A 16,815-nucleotide genomic window follows, 5' to 3' on the forward strand; every position below is an offset into this window, starting at 1 on the left:
GAGTACCATTTCGGCAACCTACAGGCCAAACTTGGGCAAAAAGATAATCAATCCAACTATTATAGAAAATATAGCATATATGAATACAGCTCCGGCTGCAATATCTTTTGCCTGCTTGGCAAGCGGATGGATTTGATCCGTTACCAGGTCCACTACCCTTTCAATCGCTGAATTAACGAGCTCCAACGTAATCGTACCGGCTATTGCCGCCAAGATGAAAAGCCACTCCATCCCATTCAATGAGAAATACCAGCCAAAGAATACGACGATTGCCGTTAACGCGAAATGAATCTTGATATTGCGTTCAGTCCGAACAGCCTCCAAAATACCCTGACAGGCAAAAGAGAAACTTTTTAATAAAGGATACCTTTTTTTATCCTTCTCTTGAAAGTCCATATTCTTCCAAGATCTCCTTTTGTTTAGTGAACATCACTTTTTCATCTTCTTCATTCATGTGGTCGAATCCTAATAAATGCAGAAAACCATGCAGTGCTAAAAATCCTAGTTCCCGGTCAAAAGAATGTCCATATTCTTCAGCCTGCTCATTCGTGCGTTCAATGGAAATGATGATATCCCCTAACATGCGTGGCATTTCCGCTCCGACAATTTCCACTTCATCTTCTCCCATTTCTTCAAGTGCAAAAGAAATGACATCTGTAGCTGAATCTTTATGTCGATATTCTTTATTGATTTCCCGAATCCTATCATTGTCTACAAATGTAACTGACAGCTCGGTGTCTTTTTCAATATTTTCTTTTCTTGCCGCAAATTGCAGAATGCTTTCAACAAGCCGCTGGGCTTCCTCCGTTACTTCATTCGTTTCATCCATTAAATCGATAGCTAAAATCATTCTTTCACCTTCTGTCCTAATTTATCCGGCTCCGGATATTCAATCCTGGAGTGGAAGATACCATTCAGCGATTCACATAAGGAATGCTTCACGATACTCAATTCTCTCATAGTAATGTCACATTCATCAAATTGACCATCAGAAATCCTGTCCTGAATGATGAAACTTACCAGCTCTTCAATCTTCTCCGGAGTTGGGTGCTTCATCGATCTCACTGCAGCTTCAACACTATCGGCTATGCCGATGACGGCTACTTCCTTCATTATCGCCCTCGGTCCGGGATATCGGTAGGCCGCTTCAAGTGTGGACTCATCCTGTTTTTTTGCCTTATGGTAGAAAAACTTCAATAAAGTGGTACCGTGATGCTGCTCTGCAATATCCACAATCTCTTTCGGGAATTTGTGACTGCGCAGCATCTCCCCGCCATCTACGGCATGGGCAATGATGATATCCCTGCTCGTTTCCGGCTGCAGGCGATCATGCGGGTTCTCTTCATTCATCTGATTTTCGATGAAGAAGTGCGGCCGCTTCGTTTTACCGATATCATGGTAATAGCTGCCCACCCTTGCCAGCAATCCATTCGACCCGATGGCTTCACAAGCGGATTCCGCCAAATTGGCGACCATTACACTGTGATGATATGTCCCCGGTGCCTCAATCAAGATCCTCCGCAATAACGGATGATTGGGATTCGCGAGCTCGATAAGCTTAATCGATGATAAGATCCCGAAACCCGCCTCGAAAAACGGCAGCAGGCCCATTGTCAAAACGGCTGAACCCACCCCAGAACCTATGGCAGCAGCAGCATAATACAAGTACTCCATTCTAGTATAATGGCTGTCCATAATAAAGATGAGCGAAAAAACGAATGCCATATTGATTAAAGCCAATAGCAGCCCCGCTACCAGCACCTTTGATTTGAAATTTGGCCTGGATAGAATGATGATTGCCGTCAATCCGCCGAAAATGATATAAAGCCCCATCGAGAAATCCAGATTTCCAGGTGTATCACCATTAAATATAATCGTACCATACGAACCTAACAATATGATCATTGCCACCGCTAACTTATCATTCAATAATATCTTGATGAGCATCGCCGCCATGGCACCCGGGAAAATGTATTCCAAGTTCGAGTTCTTCAGGTCTGCCAGAATGCTGACCGTTTTCATGGTAGCCATTGAAAGGATAAAGACAAGACTGAAAATCAATAACTGATTGTACTTGTTATCCTTTTTGGAAATGGAATAGTAGAAATAATAATAAAAAGCGGCAAAAGTCAGGAATATGAATAACAGCAGGCCGATATACGGGTAAATGGTAGACTCCGTATTTAAGAAGCCTGCCAGTTCAAGCTGCCTATATACATCCCTGTCCACCAATTGATTTTCTTCCACGATGATTTGACCTTGAAGGATCCTGATTGGCTCCACGCTTTCAACCGCTTTCCTTCGCTGTTCCTCGGTTTTGTCCTTATCGAAAAATACATTCTGAATGATTGCCGTACGTGCAAGGGAAGTGGAAGCTTTTTTCATATCGCCACTAATGCTCATGTAACCCAATTCCTCTACAACCTTCTTCTTGGCATTTTCGACGTCACTTGCAGCGATCCGGGAGCTCATCACATTATTCACGGCTGTAATGGTCGAATCCTTCGCTATTTTCAACTCATCTTCATCCGCCTGCACTAATGCCAGGAAAACGGATTCCTCGATATTTTTATTCACTTCATCGGTCAACTTTTCTTTTAATATGGAAACTTTTTGAGCATCCGTCTTTACGGGCTCTTTTTTATCCTCTTTATGATCTTCATCGGGGTCCGTTTCTTTATTCACTTCTATTGCTGAATCGAAAATGGATGAGATCAGATCGACTTTATTTTTGGCATATTCCTTTTTTAAAGAATAAACATCCGCCACCTGTTTTGAAATCTCTTCTTTTTCCTGTTCCGTCTTATAGGTATCTTCCACAGTCTTGGTTGAACGGATTGTTTGTTCCGCAGGCTTAAAAAGCTCTACCTGGACCCTTTCCGGCTTAACATTGGAGAACATTAACCCATACGCAAACAAACCAAGTATGATGAACAAAAGCACTTGAAAAAAGCGATGGACCAACAGCCCTTTTATTTGAGTGAAAAATTTCTGGATACGATTCAAGGAAGGTCCTCCTAAAAAAATGATGTTTATTATTCTAGATATGTAAAATCATAACAGTTTTCATGTGAATTTTCACCTTCGTATTGATAAATGAAGCTTCTTATCCACTTTTTCCCCATAAAGTTTGTCATTTAGACACATCACGAAAAATCCGCCGATTGAAATGGCGGATTTTTTCTTATGACTTCGCCTGCTCGTAAGCAGTAATGATTTTGGCGACAAGCGGATGTCTTACTACATCACTATGTTCAAAATAAACAAAGGAAAGGCCTTTAACATTCTTCAAGATCTCTTCTACCCGGACCAGACCTGACTTCATCCCTTTCGGAAGGTCAATCTGGGTCCTATCTCCCGTAATGACCATTTTCGATCCGAAACCAAGCCGGGTCAAGAACATCTTCATTTGGGCTTCCGTCGTATTCTGGGCTTCATCCAATATGACAAAGGCATCTTCAAGCGTACGGCCCCTCATATAAGCCAGAGGAGCTATTTCGATCGTTCCGCGTTCTATCATCCTTTGCGTCTGTTCCATCCCTAGAAGGTCATGGAGAGCGTCATACAGCGGCCGTAGATAAGGATCTACCTTTTCCTTCAGATCACCAGGCAGAAAACCAAGGCTTTCCCCCGCTTCGACGGCAGGCCGTGTCAGGATGATCCGTTTAACATGTCCATTTTTCAATGCATTGATGGCCATCACTACAGCAAGGTAGGTCTTCCCGGTTCCGGCAGGCCCAATCCCAAATACAAGATCCTGTTTCTTTATGGCCTGGATATAGTATCTTTGCCCGATTGTTTTGACCTTAATGGATTTCCCCTTAGCCGTTTTAGCGATTTCCTCATCATATAATTCACCGAAATACTCCAATGTGCCTTTTCTTGCCAATTCAATTGCATAAAGCACATCCCTGGAGCTGATTGCAATTCCTTTTCTGACCACTTTCAATAATGCATTGAGGATTTCCTCCCCCATCGTTACCCGCTCGATATCCCCGGCAACACTCACCGCTTCACCTCGGGTTATGACGGAAATGCCAAGCTCCTCTTCGAGCACCTTTACATTTGAATCTCCATTGCCCAATAATACGATCGCTTCATTGGGTGATTCTATTTCTAGCTTAATTACTTTCACATCATCTGCCATTCGTTAGTCTCCTTGAATGATTGGCTGTCCAATCGCTATATCTTCAATAACTTGGTAATGTATAGATAATTTAACTTTACCATTCTCCATGCTTTCGTGCAAAATTTTTTCCTCGACGATTTCATCTTCCTCTTCCAAATGCTTTTTCAATTCTGCTTTAGCCATTTTCTTGCCTTCCTTCACCGCTTCTTTCTCCGTATAACTTCGTACAATATCTTCCTTGCTCCTCAAGGTCACTTGTTTATAGGAAATGGGAAGTTCCCATTGAAGAAAGTGAAAAGGCCTCACTGTCGTTTCTTTTTCCTGTTTTTCGTATCCCGGATCCTTGAAACCCCATACCGGAAGGGAAAAGCCCCCCATTTTCAAAAAGTGCCTGGTCGTTTCATCTCCGTTAAAAACGGAAAACTTGGTTTTTAACGGAACTTCCACTTTCGCTTTATACCACGTTTTCCCTTTTATTACTCCCTGTGCGGATACAATTTCCTGTTTATCCTCCTTTCCAATCAATCCTGAAACAAGAAGCTGTCCTTTTCCTACATAATCATTCACATTAACAATAGATTGTCCCTTTTCAACGAACATATCAGTGATGATCGCTTTTTTGGAAGCTACCAAATTTTGCGGAGATGTTTTCTCGACCTCCTTAGGCTGCCGTTTTTCTACAACCCGAAAATGGTATGTCGTTCCCTTAAGCTCAACCCCTACCCATGTCAATGCACCAATCCGGTCCGACAGCTTACGCTGAATCGTATCCACATCATCAACAAAGAATTGCACTTTCCCGATCTTCACGCCCATCTTGTCCAATTCTTTCCGGATGGCATGCTCGGTTGCCGGTTTGGCATCTTGAACCTCGATGCCCCATACCATATTGGAAAGAACAAATATGCAGAGGAGGAAAGCGATCATCCCCGCTAAAAACCCACTGTTTTTCATGACTCTCTTCATTAGGAAAGGGAAACCCTTTCCCTGCATGAACTTTACTTTACAATCGCTCTTACGCATGACCTGACGTAGTTTGGGGATATCCCTGATATCCATATGGAAAATCAGGGCTTCACTTCCGACACGCTTCACATCCCAGATATGAAGCCCCCTTCTCGTCAGCATATTGATCAGCCGTTCTGCACCTTTGCCATAAGCCTTCACCTTTACATAGCCTGTATAATAGTTTGTCCATTGGTTTTTCATGGAGACCTCCCGGGATCATTCATTGATAAAATAGACCTTATCGATTTTGCCTTCGAGCATGATTTCTTCCGGCAAAATCGTCTTTATGACAAAGGCATTTCCCTTTATCAGCAACTGCCCATTTTTCAGCATCAATCGTACTTCGCTGTCTGTAAAAGCCAATAAGCCACGATGGTTTTCAATATAAATATGTAATTGTCCGATCATTGTAATTCGCGGCAGGTCCATCATGACATCTTGCGGAAGGTCCATTGTTTTGGTCATAAGCTGTTTCACTTTTTTTCCCCAATTGCGTGCCATAAAAAAGAACCCCCTTTCATCTCAATGTATGAAATGAAAGAGGGTTCTAGCACAAAATTATAAGTGAATGAAAGTCTATTTTTTCATGCACATGTAATGACGGGCAAAAAAAGCACGGGGCTTTGAATCACCTTCTGGACCTCTGAAGACTTCTCTTCGCCCTTGGCGGTCCCAGCACTTCTGACATGATGATGCCATCAATCAGCTGCTTTTTACCAAAAGACGGCCCTTCGCGATAGACCCGACTGTTATTATCAGAAATCGTCGATGTAAGCTGATCCGCCTTCGCTTTTTGATATAAACGCTCCTGATCGTACTTCTGCTGAAGCCTTCTAAGCTCCGCGATCCTTTTGTTCGCTTCGTTCGTCGTCTCATCGATCACTTCAACAGCCTGAGCTGGCTGCTGCTGTTCGACTTTCCTTACGGGAGCAGGGGCAGGCCTTTGCTGCGGATTCCCTTGCTGCATTTCACCTTGAAGCTCCCGCATGACCTCCTGCCATTTCTTTTTCGGAGGCACGTTAGGATCATCATGTTGCTGATGCTGCTTTTTCTTTCCCAACATGGACGTTAAAATACCGATCAAGACAATGATAAGGAATGGGTTCTGGAGAAAGAAATCAATAAAATCTCCCATTTAAAGACCTTCCTTCCCTGACCTAATTATTATTATTATGGTTATTGTTGTTATCTTTTGGATTGTCTGAAATTTTACTGATGGAATCGCGCATATCCGTATCGGCCGTGATATTTTGGATATTCATATAATCCATTACTCCAAGGTTTCCGCTTTTCAGTGCATCGGCCATGGCCAATGGAACCTCCGCTTCGGATTGAACAACCTTCGCTCTCATTTCCTGAACACGGGCAACCATTTCCTGTTCCAGTGCAACAGCCATCGCACGGCGTTCTTCGGCCTTTGCCTGGGCTATTTTCTTATCGGCTTCGGCTTGGTCCGTCTGTAATATGGCCCCGATATTTTTTCCGATATCCACTTCAGCGATATCAATGGAAAGAATTTCGAATGCCGTTCCTGAATCCAATCCTTTCGATAAAACCGTTCTTGAAATCAAATCGGGGTTCTCAAGTACATCCGTATGCATTTTCGAAGCACCGATCGTCGATACGATCCCTTCACCTACACGGGCAATGATCGTTTCTTCACCGGCACCACCGACCAGGCGTTCAATATTGGCCCGGACCGTTATCCTTGCCTTCGCTTTCACTTCAATACCATTCATCGCCACACCAGAGATGAACGGAGTTTCGATCACTTTCGGGTTAACGCTCATTTGAACGGCTTCCAGTACATCACGGCCTGCAAGATCAATGGCTGCACCCCGTTCGAAAGGCAGCACGATATTGGCACGTTCTGCAGCAATTAATGCATTCACCACTCGATCGACATTACCGCCTGCAAGGTAATGGCTCTCCAATTGATTCGTTGAAACATTGATTCCAGCCTTATGGGCCTTGATAAGCGGGTTGACGACCCTGCTTGGTATAACACGGCGAAGCCTCATCCCAACTAATGTAAATATACTGATTTTGACTCCTGCCGCTAAAGCGGAAATCCATAACATTACTGGTACGAATGTGAAAAACACTGCCAATACGATGATGGCAGCAATCACTGCCAGTACAATAAATATCGTTCCTGAAGTTATCACTTAATGATTCATCCTTCCTGTATCTTTTAATTTTAATTTGAATCCGGAATTTCCCGGACGACTACCCTTGATCCTTCAACTTTAACGATGATGATTGACGAACCTTTGGAAATAAAGCTTCCCTCCGTCACGACATCCACTCTTTCTTCTTTGACCAAAGCTGTTCCTGAAGGCCTCAAATCTGTAAGGGCCTTCCCTTCTACACCCAATAAATCCAAACGATTCGGATTGCTGACATATCCTTGTTCCGTTTTTGTTGCATCGGTTAATATCATTTTCCTGAAAAATTTCATCTGTTTTCCAAACACCTTTACAAGTAGGATGAATACCAAAATGGATACGGTGACCGCAATTAGCAAGGATATCGTCATATGGACCGGATCACCTGTTGCGAGGAATAAACTCCCCACTATCGCTGTAAATCCGAGCAGCCCGATGATCCCCCCTGGGATAAAAAATTCAATTAGTACGAGAATGACCCCGATGATGAACATCGCTAACGATTCGTATCCGGTGATACCGGCGACAAGATGACCATAGAAGAATAAAATAAGGCTGGTGATTCCAATGACCCCCGGAATTCCAAAACCGGGTGAAAACAATTCCATCACAATCCCGATACCCGCTATCGTTAACAAAATGGGAACGACGATCGGGTTGGTCAAAAAGCGGGCAAGTTTCTCAGGAAAGCTTTCTTCGATTGAGCGAATATCAGCATCCTCAACTCCAAGTATACTATACAGCTCCGCTTTCCCAGAGACGGTGCCTTCACTATATCCAGCCTTTTTTGCCTGTTCAGCTGTAAATGTCAGCAACTTCCCTTTTTCCGCTCCATATTCGGGTAGATCGATGTCAACATCCGCCATCGCCTGGGCGTATATGGGGTCACGTCCATTTTGTTCTGCAGCAGTCTTCATGGCAGCTAACCAATAAGATTGCGCTTTCTTACCTGCGGCATTTCCCGCTGAATCTATCACTGCCGCAGATCCCATGGTGGCACTCGGAACCATATAGATTTCATCTGCACTTAGAGAAATGTATGCACCTGCAGATAAAGCCCTGTTATTGACGTAGGCAACTGTCTTGATTGGTGAATCCGACAGTAACTTTGCAATTTCCCCTGCTGCATCCACAGCACCTCCAGGGGTATTCACCTCGAAAACGACAAGATCTGCATCAGCTGCCTCAGCAGTGGTCAGCGCGCGTTCCAAAAAGGCCGAGAGTCCCTTTTCCACCGTTTCTTCAATTGGAACATGGTAAACAATCTTTTCGTTTGCAGATGCCGTCGCCCCCCCAAAAGAAGACATGGTGAACAGCAATCCAAATAAGAGTACAGATAAATAACGCCAAATTTTCAACGGAACGCCCCCTTTCCCGTATTAAACGCGGTAAGCGCCTCCAATGTTCAGAGGAAAACCTACCAGTAAATTCAGCACGCAACTAAAATTCGAATAAGGAGCAAATGAAGCAACCCTTTACTCTGTTCTTTAGTTATTACGTATGTATATGAAAAAGGTTTCAAAAAAAAGCAAATAAAATGAAAAGTGCCCCCATTATCTGGGCTACGTTTCAATAATATACGCATAAAATTCATGAAATACACAAAAACCACAGGCAATTTGCCTGCGGTTAGGTTTCGAGTTTTAAGTTTAGAGTTTAAGATAGATGTTGTTGTACTAATTTGTTTACTAGAGAACCATCCGCTTTACCTTTAACTTTAGGCATTAAAGCTCCCATAACTCGCCCCATATCTGCTTTGGATGTTGCATTGACTTCTTCAATCGTTTGTTTAACGATTTTAGAAAGGTCTTCTTCTGAAAGTTGCTCAGGCATATATGCCTCTACGTATACTAGTTCGGTGCGGACTTTATCCACGAGATCTGAACGACCTGCGTTTTCAAACTCCTGGAGGGAGTCTTTGCGTTGTTTTAATTCGCGAGAGAGCACTGTCAATTCTTCATCATCTGTTAAATCTTGTCTCTGCTTCATGGCTTCATTTTGAATAGAAGCTTTCAGCATCCGAATAACAGATAGTTTGTCCTTTTCCTTGTTCTTCATCGCTTGTTTCATATCATTATTTAAACGCTCGAGAAGACTCATCTTTCCACCCTCTCTTAGAATTTACGTTTTCTTGCAGCTTCAGACTTTTTCTTACGTTTTACGCTTGGCTTTTCATAAAATTCACGCTTCCTAGCTTCCTGAAGCGATCCTGCTTTAGATACAGTACGTTTGAAACGACGAAGAGCATCTTCAAGCGATTCGTTTTTACGAACGACGGTTTTAGACATCTCTTTCCCTCCCTCCGAAAACAACACACTAACTCAAGTTGTCAACATGTTATACATGTACTAAACAATTATAATATATCATCTTTAGCAGGTCAACCAATAAAATCAAACTTATTTTGAATATCATCATGTTATTATCATAATTATTCACGAAACGATGATTCAACCTGCTTGAAATTCCAATTTATAGCATGTCTCACATCATTGGGCCATAAGCTTACTATGAGGTGACAGTCATGCACGAGCTATTTTTATTCCTTTTATTCATCGCGATATTTTTGGCGGGTATGTCGGTTTTACGAATCGGACTGTTCAATATGTCCGGTGCAGCATTAAAAACTTTTCTCTCAAAGGTTACGGATAAGCCATGGAAGGGCTTCATGGCCGGAACCATCTTTACCGGGATCCTGCAGAGCAGCTCGGCGGTCATGGTCATGACGGTCGGCCTCGTTTCCGCAGGAAGCTTAACATTCCCGCAAACAATCGGGATTATTCTTGGAACGAATATCGGATCGACCTTTACAGCAGAGTTCATGACCTTCTCTTTGGATCGTTGGATCATTCCCGGTGTCGTAAGCGGCGCTTTCCTTTGCTTCATGCCAAAAGCATTACCGAGAAGCATAGGGATGTCCCTGATCGGAATCTCGGCCATCTTCGCGGCGATGAGCGGTTTTAAAACGCTTTCGACGCCGATTGCTGGCTATCCATCCATACAAACGCTCATCCATTACATAGAGGGCCACATGAGCTATGCCTTATTAGCCGGGATATTATTGACAGCACTCATTCACTCCAGTTCGGCAACCATCGGGATAGCCATGAGCTTTTTGATGAATGGGGAGTTATCCGTCTCCTCCGCAATCGTCATCATGCTCGGATCGAATATTGGCACTTGCATCACCGGATACATGGCCAGCATCGGTTCCGGCAGACAAGCTGCCTTCACAGCTTATGCACATATTTGGCTTAACGTCATCGGGGTTGCCGCATTCCTGCCTTTTGTGGACAACCTGGAAAGCACTGCTGCCTTTTTCACCGAAAACAGGGGGACACAGCTGGCCCATGCCAGTGTCATTTTCAATATCTTGACTTCTTTGGCCGTCTTGCCATTCGCAAGGCAATTCTCCAACCTCATTCTTTTGGTGCACCGGCCACACTTAAAAAAATAAGGAGCTGTCCAAAAGTCATTGGAGACTTTCTTTTAGGACAGCTTCGCGGGAAGATTGGATATCATATGTAGCTGCAAGGATGAATGATTACTGGGAGGTTCTTCAATAAGCTCAAACAACTCGATCTAACAGCAGCTGATTTCAAAATCATCAAACCTTTATTGGAGAACGATGTTAAATCAAAATCGGTTATTGAAGTGTCATATACCCAAATTTCACCACTCATCTAAAGTAGTGTTAATGATAATTTCCCTCCCCCTGTTCATGCATTTATATAAGCAAGTTTACTCCCTGTTTGATTACCCCCTAATATTTATTAAATCCACAAATTCATGGGTTCCAAAAATGATACGGGTCCTCTTTTTTCATGGAATAAAAAGGCATGGGATATCACCAGTTCAATTACCTTCCGATTTTTTTTATGGAAGTAATAAAAAGGCTGTTTTCGCATACTTTGTTGCTATTTACCAAGTAAAGCGGTGTGGTTGATTTCCCCTCCAGATGCTCGCTTTCCGCGGGGCGGGCGGTGAGTCTCCTCGGCGAAAACACCTGTGGGGTCTCACCTCTCCCGCTGCTCCCGCAGGAGTCTCGCAATCCGTTCCAATCAACCTTAAATCGATTCGTTTTAAAAACAACAATCTTTACGAAAAGAGCCAATAAAAAAAGGCGGAGAAAAATAAAATATTTTTCTCCGCCTTTTTTATTTTCAGGGACTTATTATACGGTCCCTTTTTAAAATCAATAATCGGAATCAGCCGTTAAGCCCTTTACGATGGAGACACCTGCACTCGCTCCAATTCTTGTAGCACCAGCTTCAATCACTTTCTGGGCATCACTCGTGTTGCGGACTCCGCCTGAAGCTTTGACACCGATATCCGGGCCAACCGTTTTTCTCATAAGCGTGATATCTTCAACAGTCGCTCCGCCGGTAGAAAAACCAGTTGATGTTTTCACATAATCCGTTCCTGCCTTTACGGCCAATTCACATGCACGGACTTTTTCTTCATCAGTCAATAGAGAAGTTTCAATGATCACCTTTGAAAGAGCCTTACCAGTGGATGCGGTTACAACAGCACGAATATCCCGCTCCACCAACTCATCATCCTTGTCCTTCAATGCGCCGATATTGATTACCATATCGACTTCATGAGCGCCATTGGAGATGGCGTCTTTCGTTTCGAAAGCTTTGGTTTCCGGTGTGGTTGCACCTAGAGGGAAGCCGATGACCGTACAAACTTTCACTTCTGAACCTTCCAAAAGTTCGCTTGCATATTTCACCCAAGTTGGGTTTACGCATACGGAAGCAAAGCTATACTCTCTCGCTTCTTCGCATAATACCTTTATTTGCTCTTTGGTTGCATCTGCTTTTAATAACGTGTGGTCAATTAAACCTGCTACATTTTGTGACATTTATAAATCCTCCTCAAAAACAATCTATACCTAGTTGTACGTACCTCTCATGATACCATAGTTTATCCACTTTGACGATATATATAGTCTTTACCCGAAAGCGCCAAGAAAACACATCAAAAAGAGGATAAAAAAAAGACAGCGATTAACCGCTGTCTTAGATATTGGATGCTTGTTGTAACGGAAAATCCTTCACGACCGTCACGAACTGACCTTCACTAAATGGATAGCCAGACTTTGTGATCTTCACTTTGACGATTTCACCGACCATTTCATCCGAAGCAGAAAAGACGATTTTCATGTAATTATCGGAGTAGCCCTCATAAAGGCCATTTTCCAACTTCGTTTCAGGAATGACTTCCAGAACTTCCCCCTCGAATCGGGAGGCATACTCTTTTGCCAGCTGATCCGACAACGTGATAAGGCGGTGGACACGTTCATTTTTGATATCTTCATCCACTTGATCTTCCATACGGGCAGCCGGAGTCCCTGTCCGTTTTGAATAAGGGAAAACATGAAGTTCGGAGAATTTATATTTTTCTATAAAGTTATATGTCTCCATGAATTCTTCTTCGGTTTCACCTGGGAAACCTACGATGACATCAGAGGTAACAGCAAGACCCGGAAGTGCAATTTTCAACTTTTCGATTCGATCACCGAAGAAATCCATCGTATATTTACGTCTCATCCGTTTTAGAACTGTATCGGAACCCGATTGGATTGGTATATGCAAATGACGTACCACTTTTTTTGAATTCGTCAGCACTTCAATGATTTCATCTGTAATTTGGCTGGCTTCAATGGATGAAATGCGGATACGCTTCAGCCCATCGACTTTTTCCAAGTCCCGCAGCAGCATCGCCAAATTATAGTCTTTTAAATCGTCTCCGTAGCCGCCAGTATGAATTCCGGTGAGGACTAGCTCTTTATAGCCTGCCTCGACAAGCTGTTCAGCTTGGTGAATGACTTCTTTTGGATCGCGGGAACGCATCAAGCCACGAGCCCAAGGGATGATGCAAAAAGTGCAGAAATTATTGCAACCTTCCTGAATCTTAAGTGAAGCGCGTGTACGGTCTGTAAAAGCAGGTACATCCAACTCTTCGTAGACACGGTTTTTCATGATATTTCCTACTGCATTGATTGGTTCACGTTCCACCTTGAATTGCTCAATGTAATCAAGGAGTTTAACCCTGTCTTGTGTTCCTACAACAATATCCACACCTGGTATGGCCATGATTTCTGCCGGCGATGTCTGTGCGTAACATCCCGTTACCGCTATGACGGCATTCGGGTTCTTACGAATGGCACGACGGATGACCTGACGGCTTTTCTTGTCGCCAGTGTTTGTCACCGTGCATGTGTTGATGACATATACATCTGATGCATTTTCAAACTCAACACGATCATATCCCCCAGTTTTGAATAATTGCCATATAGCCTCTGTTTCATAATGATTCACTTTACAGCCTAATGTATGGAAAGCGACCGTTGCCATTTTTCATCACCTCAAAAGTTCTACATGATAAGAAACAGCGGAAAGTGCATATAAAGGTGCTGTTTCAGTTCTTAATATTCTTGGTCCAAGACCGCAAGCCATAAAACCGGCATCAGTCAGTTTTTCAATTTCCTTATCTGCTAAACCACCTTCAGGCCCAAATACGAATAGGATGGATTGCCCAGCGGTAATATCTTTCAAGACAGAAGCGAGTACAGAAGTTTCCCCCCGTTTCGCCTCTTCTTCAAAAGCGATTAATTTATGATCGAAACCAGTTGCATACCCAGCTAGCTGTTCTGCCGTCATCGGTTCCTTGATGGCAGGGATAACCGTGCGGTGGGATTGCTCAGCCGCCTCTTTTGAAATCTTCTGGAGTCTCTCCAATTTCTTGCCTACCTTTTTGTGGTCCCATTTTACCACCGAACGAGCAGCAATAAAAGGGATAAATTCAACGGCACCCAGTTCAGTACCCTTTTGAACGATATATTCCAACTTATCCCCTTTAGGCAGACCGCTCGCTATCACAACCCTTACAGGAAGTTCCTTTTCTTCATTCTTCCATTCGGTAACGGTCCCTATAACAGCATCATCAGTTATTTCCGAAATTTCCGCGATAGCTGTCATGCCATTATCTTTCACCGTGATGATCCGTTCCCCTGGTCCCATTCTCATCACCCTGGCGATATGGTGAAAATCATCGCCTGATATCTTCACCGTGTTTCCATTGATGTCTGCTTCGTTAAGAAAATACCGTTGCACACTGCCACCTACTTCGTCTAGTCTAAAAAAACTCACAGGCTAACAGTCAGGATTCCAGAATGCAAGCCGTGCAAAGATTCAAGCTAAAAAAAGGTACTCTGACTATCAAAAAACCCGATAATCAGAGTAACTTTTTCAATTAATCATTTCTTTTCGCGATTATTGCCACCCAATCTTCCATCAAGATCGTTTCCTCAACGGTGAATCCAGATGCCATAATCGCTTCCTTCACATCTTGTTTCTTAGTTTGAATGATTCCGGAAGCGATGAAATATCCGCCAGGTTTAACCACTTTCGCTACATCATCCGTAAAACGCATGATCACTTCGGCAAGAATATTAGCCACGACGATATCCGCTTGTTCATTTACACCATCCAGTAAATTGCCTTGTGAGACGGACACTTTATCCTGAACGTTATTTAGTTCCACATTTTGTTTGGCTGACTGTACTGCCACTTCATCCAAATCCAGGGACTGGATTCGTTTAGCGTCCAATAATGCAGCTGCAATACTCAGAACACCAGAACCAGTTCCTACATCAACGACTAAATCGCCAGGCTGTACCGTACGCTCCAGCGCTTGGATGCACATGACCGTCGTCGGGTGTGTACCCGTTCCGAAAGCCATGCCTGGATCAAGTTCAATGATCAATTCGTCACTGCTTACTGGAGTGTAGTCTTCCCATGTTGGCACGATGGTAAAACGTTCGGATATCTTGACGGGGTTATAATATTTTTTCCAAGCCGTCGCCCATTCTTCCTCATTCACTTCACTGATTGAAACAACATTTTTCCCAAGGTCTATATCAAAAAGAAGGAGATTATTGATTGATTCCTTAATAGCATCAATGGTATCGCCAAGGAAGCTGTTAACAGGCAGATAAGCCTTAATGACTACACCTTCATTCGGATAATCATCTGGGTTTAAGTGGTAGATTTCGCCAAAAACATTTTCTCGTTCCTTGACTAATTCTAGAGGATCCTCAATGACAACACCACTCGCACCTGCCTCATGAAGAATATTCGAAACAGGTTCAACCGCTTCATTCGTTGTTTGGATTGCAAATTCAGACCACTTCATAATCTACCAACTCCCAATTTGTTCTTTTACTTTTATTCACCTATCTTTAAAAGCACGCTTTACTTTTGAGAAAAAGCCATCATCTTGTTCATCTACACCTTGCCCGCTGATATCGCTGAACTCACGAAGCAGGTCCTTTTGTTTTTCCGTTAATTTCTTAGGCGTGACCACTAATACGACCACATGCTGATCTCCTTGGCCATATCCTCTGACATTCGGAACCCCTTTGCCTTTTAAACGGAAACGTGTGCTTGTTTGTGTACCGGCAGGAATCTTCAGCTTCACTTTTCCATGAAGCGTCGGAACTTCAATTTCATCGCCTAATGCTGCCTGGGCAAAAGTAACCGGCATTTCACAATAAATATCATCGCCATCCCGCTCAAAGAATTCATGGCTGCGCACATGGAAGACTACATATAGGTCTCCTGCCGGACCGCCATTGATTCCTGGCTCTCCTTGGCCGGTTACACGCAATTGCTGGCCATCATCAATTCCTGCTGGCACCTTGACTTGGATCTTTTTACGTTTTTGGACTTTTCCGTCACCGCCGCATGTTGAACATTTATTCGGAATGATTTTTCCTGTTCCTTGACAATGGTGACATGCTCTCCGGTTCACAATCCTTCCGAACGCTGTGTTTTGTTCAACATTCAATTGACCGGTTCCTTGGCAATGTGAACAATTTTCCACTTTTGTACCTGGTTTGGCACCGGATCCTTTACAAGTATCACAATTCTCTTCACGCGGAATTTCGATTTCAGTATCTTTTCCGAATGCAGCCTCTTCAAAAGAAAGTGTCATCGTATACTGTAAATCCGCCCCTTGACGCGGTGCATTAGGATCTCTCCTGCGTCCGCCGCCACCAAAAAAGCTACTGAAAATATCTTCAAAACCGCCGAAACCGCCAAAGTCCTGACCGCCAAAGCCTTGATTTGGATCTGTGTGTCCGAACTGGTCATAATGGGCCTTTTTCTGTTCGTCACTCAATACTTCGTAAGCTTCCTTGATTTCCTTGAATTTATCCGCAGCATCGTCCGCTTTATTAATATCAGGGTGATATTGTTTGGAGAGCTTTCGATACGCTTTTTTGATTTCATCCTTCGAAGCACTCTTCGAAAGGCCTAACACCTCATAATAATCGCGTTTACTCATATCTAAAATCCACTCCCGATTCGATTCACATAAAGGTAATATTATCACTGAACGAAGATAATAATCAACTAGAAAAGTACAATCGGCTTTAACACATTTTTGCAAATGATAGTGCCAGTGCCAATTTGCATACGTTTCCCACTAAAATCCAACGAT

Annotated in this window: 17 protein-coding genes; 1 reads left to right on the plus strand and 16 read right to left on the minus strand. The window is 43.3% G+C overall.

What is annotated here, in order from left to right; translation table 11 throughout:
- Nucleotides 1-18 precede the first annotated feature (18 nt).
- The 11 genes from QNH43_RS18450 to rpsU all read right to left on the minus strand — a co-directional run bounded on the left by QNH43_RS18450 (nucleotide 19) and on the right by rpsU (nucleotide 9,593).
- Nucleotides 19-396: a diacylglycerol kinase family protein gene (locus QNH43_RS18450; protein WP_063233011.1), complete on the minus strand. Its 378-nt coding sequence runs from the start codon at nucleotides 394-396 to the stop codon at nucleotides 19-21.
- Nucleotides 374-850, minus strand: coding sequence for an rRNA maturation RNase YbeY (gene ybeY, locus QNH43_RS18455; RefSeq protein ID WP_283915192.1), 477 nt, complete (start codon nucleotides 848-850; stop codon nucleotides 374-376). The genes QNH43_RS18450 and ybeY overlap by 23 nt, the downstream gene beginning before the upstream one ends.
- Nucleotides 847-3,006 (minus strand): HD family phosphohydrolase, encoded by a 2,160-nt coding sequence (locus QNH43_RS18460; RefSeq protein ID WP_283915193.1) that lies wholly within the window; start codon nucleotides 3,004-3,006, stop codon nucleotides 847-849. The genes ybeY and QNH43_RS18460 overlap by 4 nt, the downstream gene beginning before the upstream one ends.
- 178 nt (nucleotides 3,007-3,184) lie before the next feature.
- Nucleotides 3,185-4,147, minus strand: coding sequence for a PhoH family protein (locus QNH43_RS18465; RefSeq protein ID WP_283915194.1), 963 nt, complete (start codon nucleotides 4,145-4,147; stop codon nucleotides 3,185-3,187).
- 3 nt (nucleotides 4,148-4,150) lie between these two features.
- A complete protein-coding gene (yqfD, locus tag QNH43_RS18470) occupies nucleotides 4,151-5,338 on the minus strand; it encodes a sporulation protein YqfD (protein WP_076365231.1) in 1,188 nt (395 codons plus the stop codon).
- A gap of 15 nt (nucleotides 5,339-5,353) precedes the next feature.
- Entirely contained in the window at nucleotides 5,354-5,638 is a 285-nt protein-coding gene (gene yqfC / locus QNH43_RS18475) for a sporulation protein YqfC (protein WP_034308511.1), read from the minus strand.
- Nucleotides 5,639-5,765: 127 nt separating this feature from the next.
- The gene (locus QNH43_RS18480; RefSeq protein ID WP_283915195.1) at nucleotides 5,766-6,272 is read right to left on the minus strand and encodes a YqfB family membrane protein; all 507 of its coding nucleotides are present in this window, start codon (nucleotides 6,270-6,272) and stop codon (nucleotides 5,766-5,768) included.
- A 22-nt stretch (nucleotides 6,273-6,294) separates the two neighbouring features.
- On the minus strand, nucleotides 6,295-7,287 hold the full coding sequence (floA, locus tag QNH43_RS18485) for a flotillin-like protein FloA (RefSeq protein WP_434060207.1): 993 nt from the start codon (nucleotides 7,285-7,287) through the stop codon (nucleotides 6,295-6,297).
- Nucleotides 7,288-7,337: 50 nt separating this feature from the next.
- Nucleotides 7,338-8,657, minus strand: coding sequence for an NfeD family protein (locus QNH43_RS18490; protein ID WP_434060208.1), 1,320 nt, complete (start codon nucleotides 8,655-8,657; stop codon nucleotides 7,338-7,340).
- A 304-nt stretch (nucleotides 8,658-8,961) separates the two neighbouring features.
- Nucleotides 8,962-9,405 (minus strand): GatB/YqeY domain-containing protein, encoded by a 444-nt coding sequence (locus tag QNH43_RS18495; RefSeq protein ID WP_283915197.1) that lies wholly within the window; start codon nucleotides 9,403-9,405, stop codon nucleotides 8,962-8,964.
- Nucleotides 9,406-9,419: 14 nt separating this feature from the next.
- On the minus strand, nucleotides 9,420-9,593 hold the full coding sequence (gene rpsU / locus QNH43_RS18500; protein WP_028391853.1) for a 30S ribosomal protein S21: 174 nt from the start codon (nucleotides 9,591-9,593) through the stop codon (nucleotides 9,420-9,422).
- Between the two features lie 236 nt (nucleotides 9,594-9,829).
- Here rpsU and QNH43_RS18505 point away from each other — a divergent pair, with 236 nt between their 5' ends.
- Nucleotides 9,830-10,762, plus strand: coding sequence for a Na/Pi symporter (locus QNH43_RS18505; protein WP_283915198.1), 933 nt, complete (start codon nucleotides 9,830-9,832; stop codon nucleotides 10,760-10,762).
- Nucleotides 10,763-11,500: 738 nt separating this feature from the next.
- Here QNH43_RS18505 and deoC read toward each other — a convergent pair.
- The 5 genes from deoC to dnaJ form a co-directional block, all read right to left on the minus strand.
- Nucleotides 11,501-12,172 (minus strand): deoxyribose-phosphate aldolase, encoded by a 672-nt coding sequence (gene deoC / locus QNH43_RS18510; protein WP_283915199.1) that lies wholly within the window; start codon nucleotides 12,170-12,172, stop codon nucleotides 11,501-11,503.
- Between the two features lie 157 nt (nucleotides 12,173-12,329).
- The gene (gene mtaB, locus QNH43_RS18515; RefSeq protein WP_283915200.1) at nucleotides 12,330-13,667 is read right to left on the minus strand and encodes a tRNA (N(6)-L-threonylcarbamoyladenosine(37)-C(2))-methylthiotransferase MtaB; all 1,338 of its coding nucleotides are present in this window, start codon (nucleotides 13,665-13,667) and stop codon (nucleotides 12,330-12,332) included.
- Nucleotides 13,668-13,673: 6 nt separating this feature from the next.
- Nucleotides 13,674-14,426, minus strand: coding sequence for a 16S rRNA (uracil(1498)-N(3))-methyltransferase (locus tag QNH43_RS18520; RefSeq protein ID WP_283915201.1), 753 nt, complete (start codon nucleotides 14,424-14,426; stop codon nucleotides 13,674-13,676).
- 139 nt (nucleotides 14,427-14,565) lie between these two features.
- Nucleotides 14,566-15,507, minus strand: a complete 942-nt coding sequence (gene prmA / locus QNH43_RS18525; RefSeq protein ID WP_283915202.1) for a 50S ribosomal protein L11 methyltransferase — start codon at nucleotides 15,505-15,507, stop codon at nucleotides 14,566-14,568.
- A gap of 36 nt (nucleotides 15,508-15,543) precedes the next feature.
- Nucleotides 15,544-16,659, minus strand: coding sequence for a molecular chaperone DnaJ (dnaJ, locus tag QNH43_RS18530; protein ID WP_283915203.1), 1,116 nt, complete (start codon nucleotides 16,657-16,659; stop codon nucleotides 15,544-15,546).
- Nucleotides 16,660-16,815: the final 156 nt, after the last annotated feature.

This window comes from Peribacillus simplex, assembly GCF_030123325.1.
Lineage (GTDB): Bacteria > Bacillota > Bacilli > Bacillales > DSM-1321 > Peribacillus > Peribacillus simplex_D.

Excerpts from the sequence above, each read along its gene's own strand:
- rpsU (WP_028391853.1), bottom strand. The coding sequence starts at position 9,593 with ATGTCTAAAACCGTCGTTCGTAAAAACGAATCGCTTGAAGATGCTCTT.
- mtaB (WP_283915200.1), bottom strand. The coding sequence starts at position 13,667 with ATGGCAACGGTCGCTTTCCATACATTAGGCTGTAAAGTGAATCATTAT.
- ybeY (WP_283915192.1), bottom strand. The coding sequence starts at position 850 with ATGATTTTAGCTATCGATTTAATGGATGAAACGAATGAAGTAACGGAG.
- yqfC (WP_034308511.1), bottom strand. The coding sequence starts at position 5,638 with ATGGCACGCAATTGGGGAAAAAAAGTGAAACAGCTTATGACCAAAACA.
- dnaJ (WP_283915203.1), bottom strand. The coding sequence starts at position 16,659 with ATGAGTAAACGCGATTATTATGAGGTGTTAGGCCTTTCGAAGAGTGCT.
- QNH43_RS18495 (WP_283915197.1), bottom strand. The coding sequence starts at position 9,405 with ATGAGTCTTCTCGAGCGTTTAAATAATGATATGAAACAAGCGATGAAG.
- QNH43_RS18450 (WP_063233011.1), bottom strand. The coding sequence starts at position 396 with ATGGACTTTCAAGAGAAGGATAAAAAAAGGTATCCTTTATTAAAAAGT.
- deoC (WP_283915199.1), bottom strand. The coding sequence starts at position 12,172 with ATGTCACAAAATGTAGCAGGTTTAATTGACCACACGTTATTAAAAGCA.
- QNH43_RS18505 (WP_283915198.1), top strand. The coding sequence starts at position 9,830 with ATGCACGAGCTATTTTTATTCCTTTTATTCATCGCGATATTTTTGGCG.
- QNH43_RS18480 (WP_283915195.1), bottom strand. The coding sequence starts at position 6,272 with ATGGGAGATTTTATTGATTTCTTTCTCCAGAACCCATTCCTTATCATT.
- prmA (WP_283915202.1), bottom strand. The coding sequence starts at position 15,507 with ATGAAGTGGTCTGAATTTGCAATCCAAACAACGAATGAAGCGGTTGAA.
- yqfD (WP_076365231.1), bottom strand. The coding sequence starts at position 5,338 with ATGAAAAACCAATGGACAAACTATTATACAGGCTATGTAAAGGTGAAG.
- QNH43_RS18465 (WP_283915194.1), bottom strand. The coding sequence starts at position 4,147 with ATGGCAGATGATGTGAAAGTAATTAAGCTAGAAATAGAATCACCCAAT.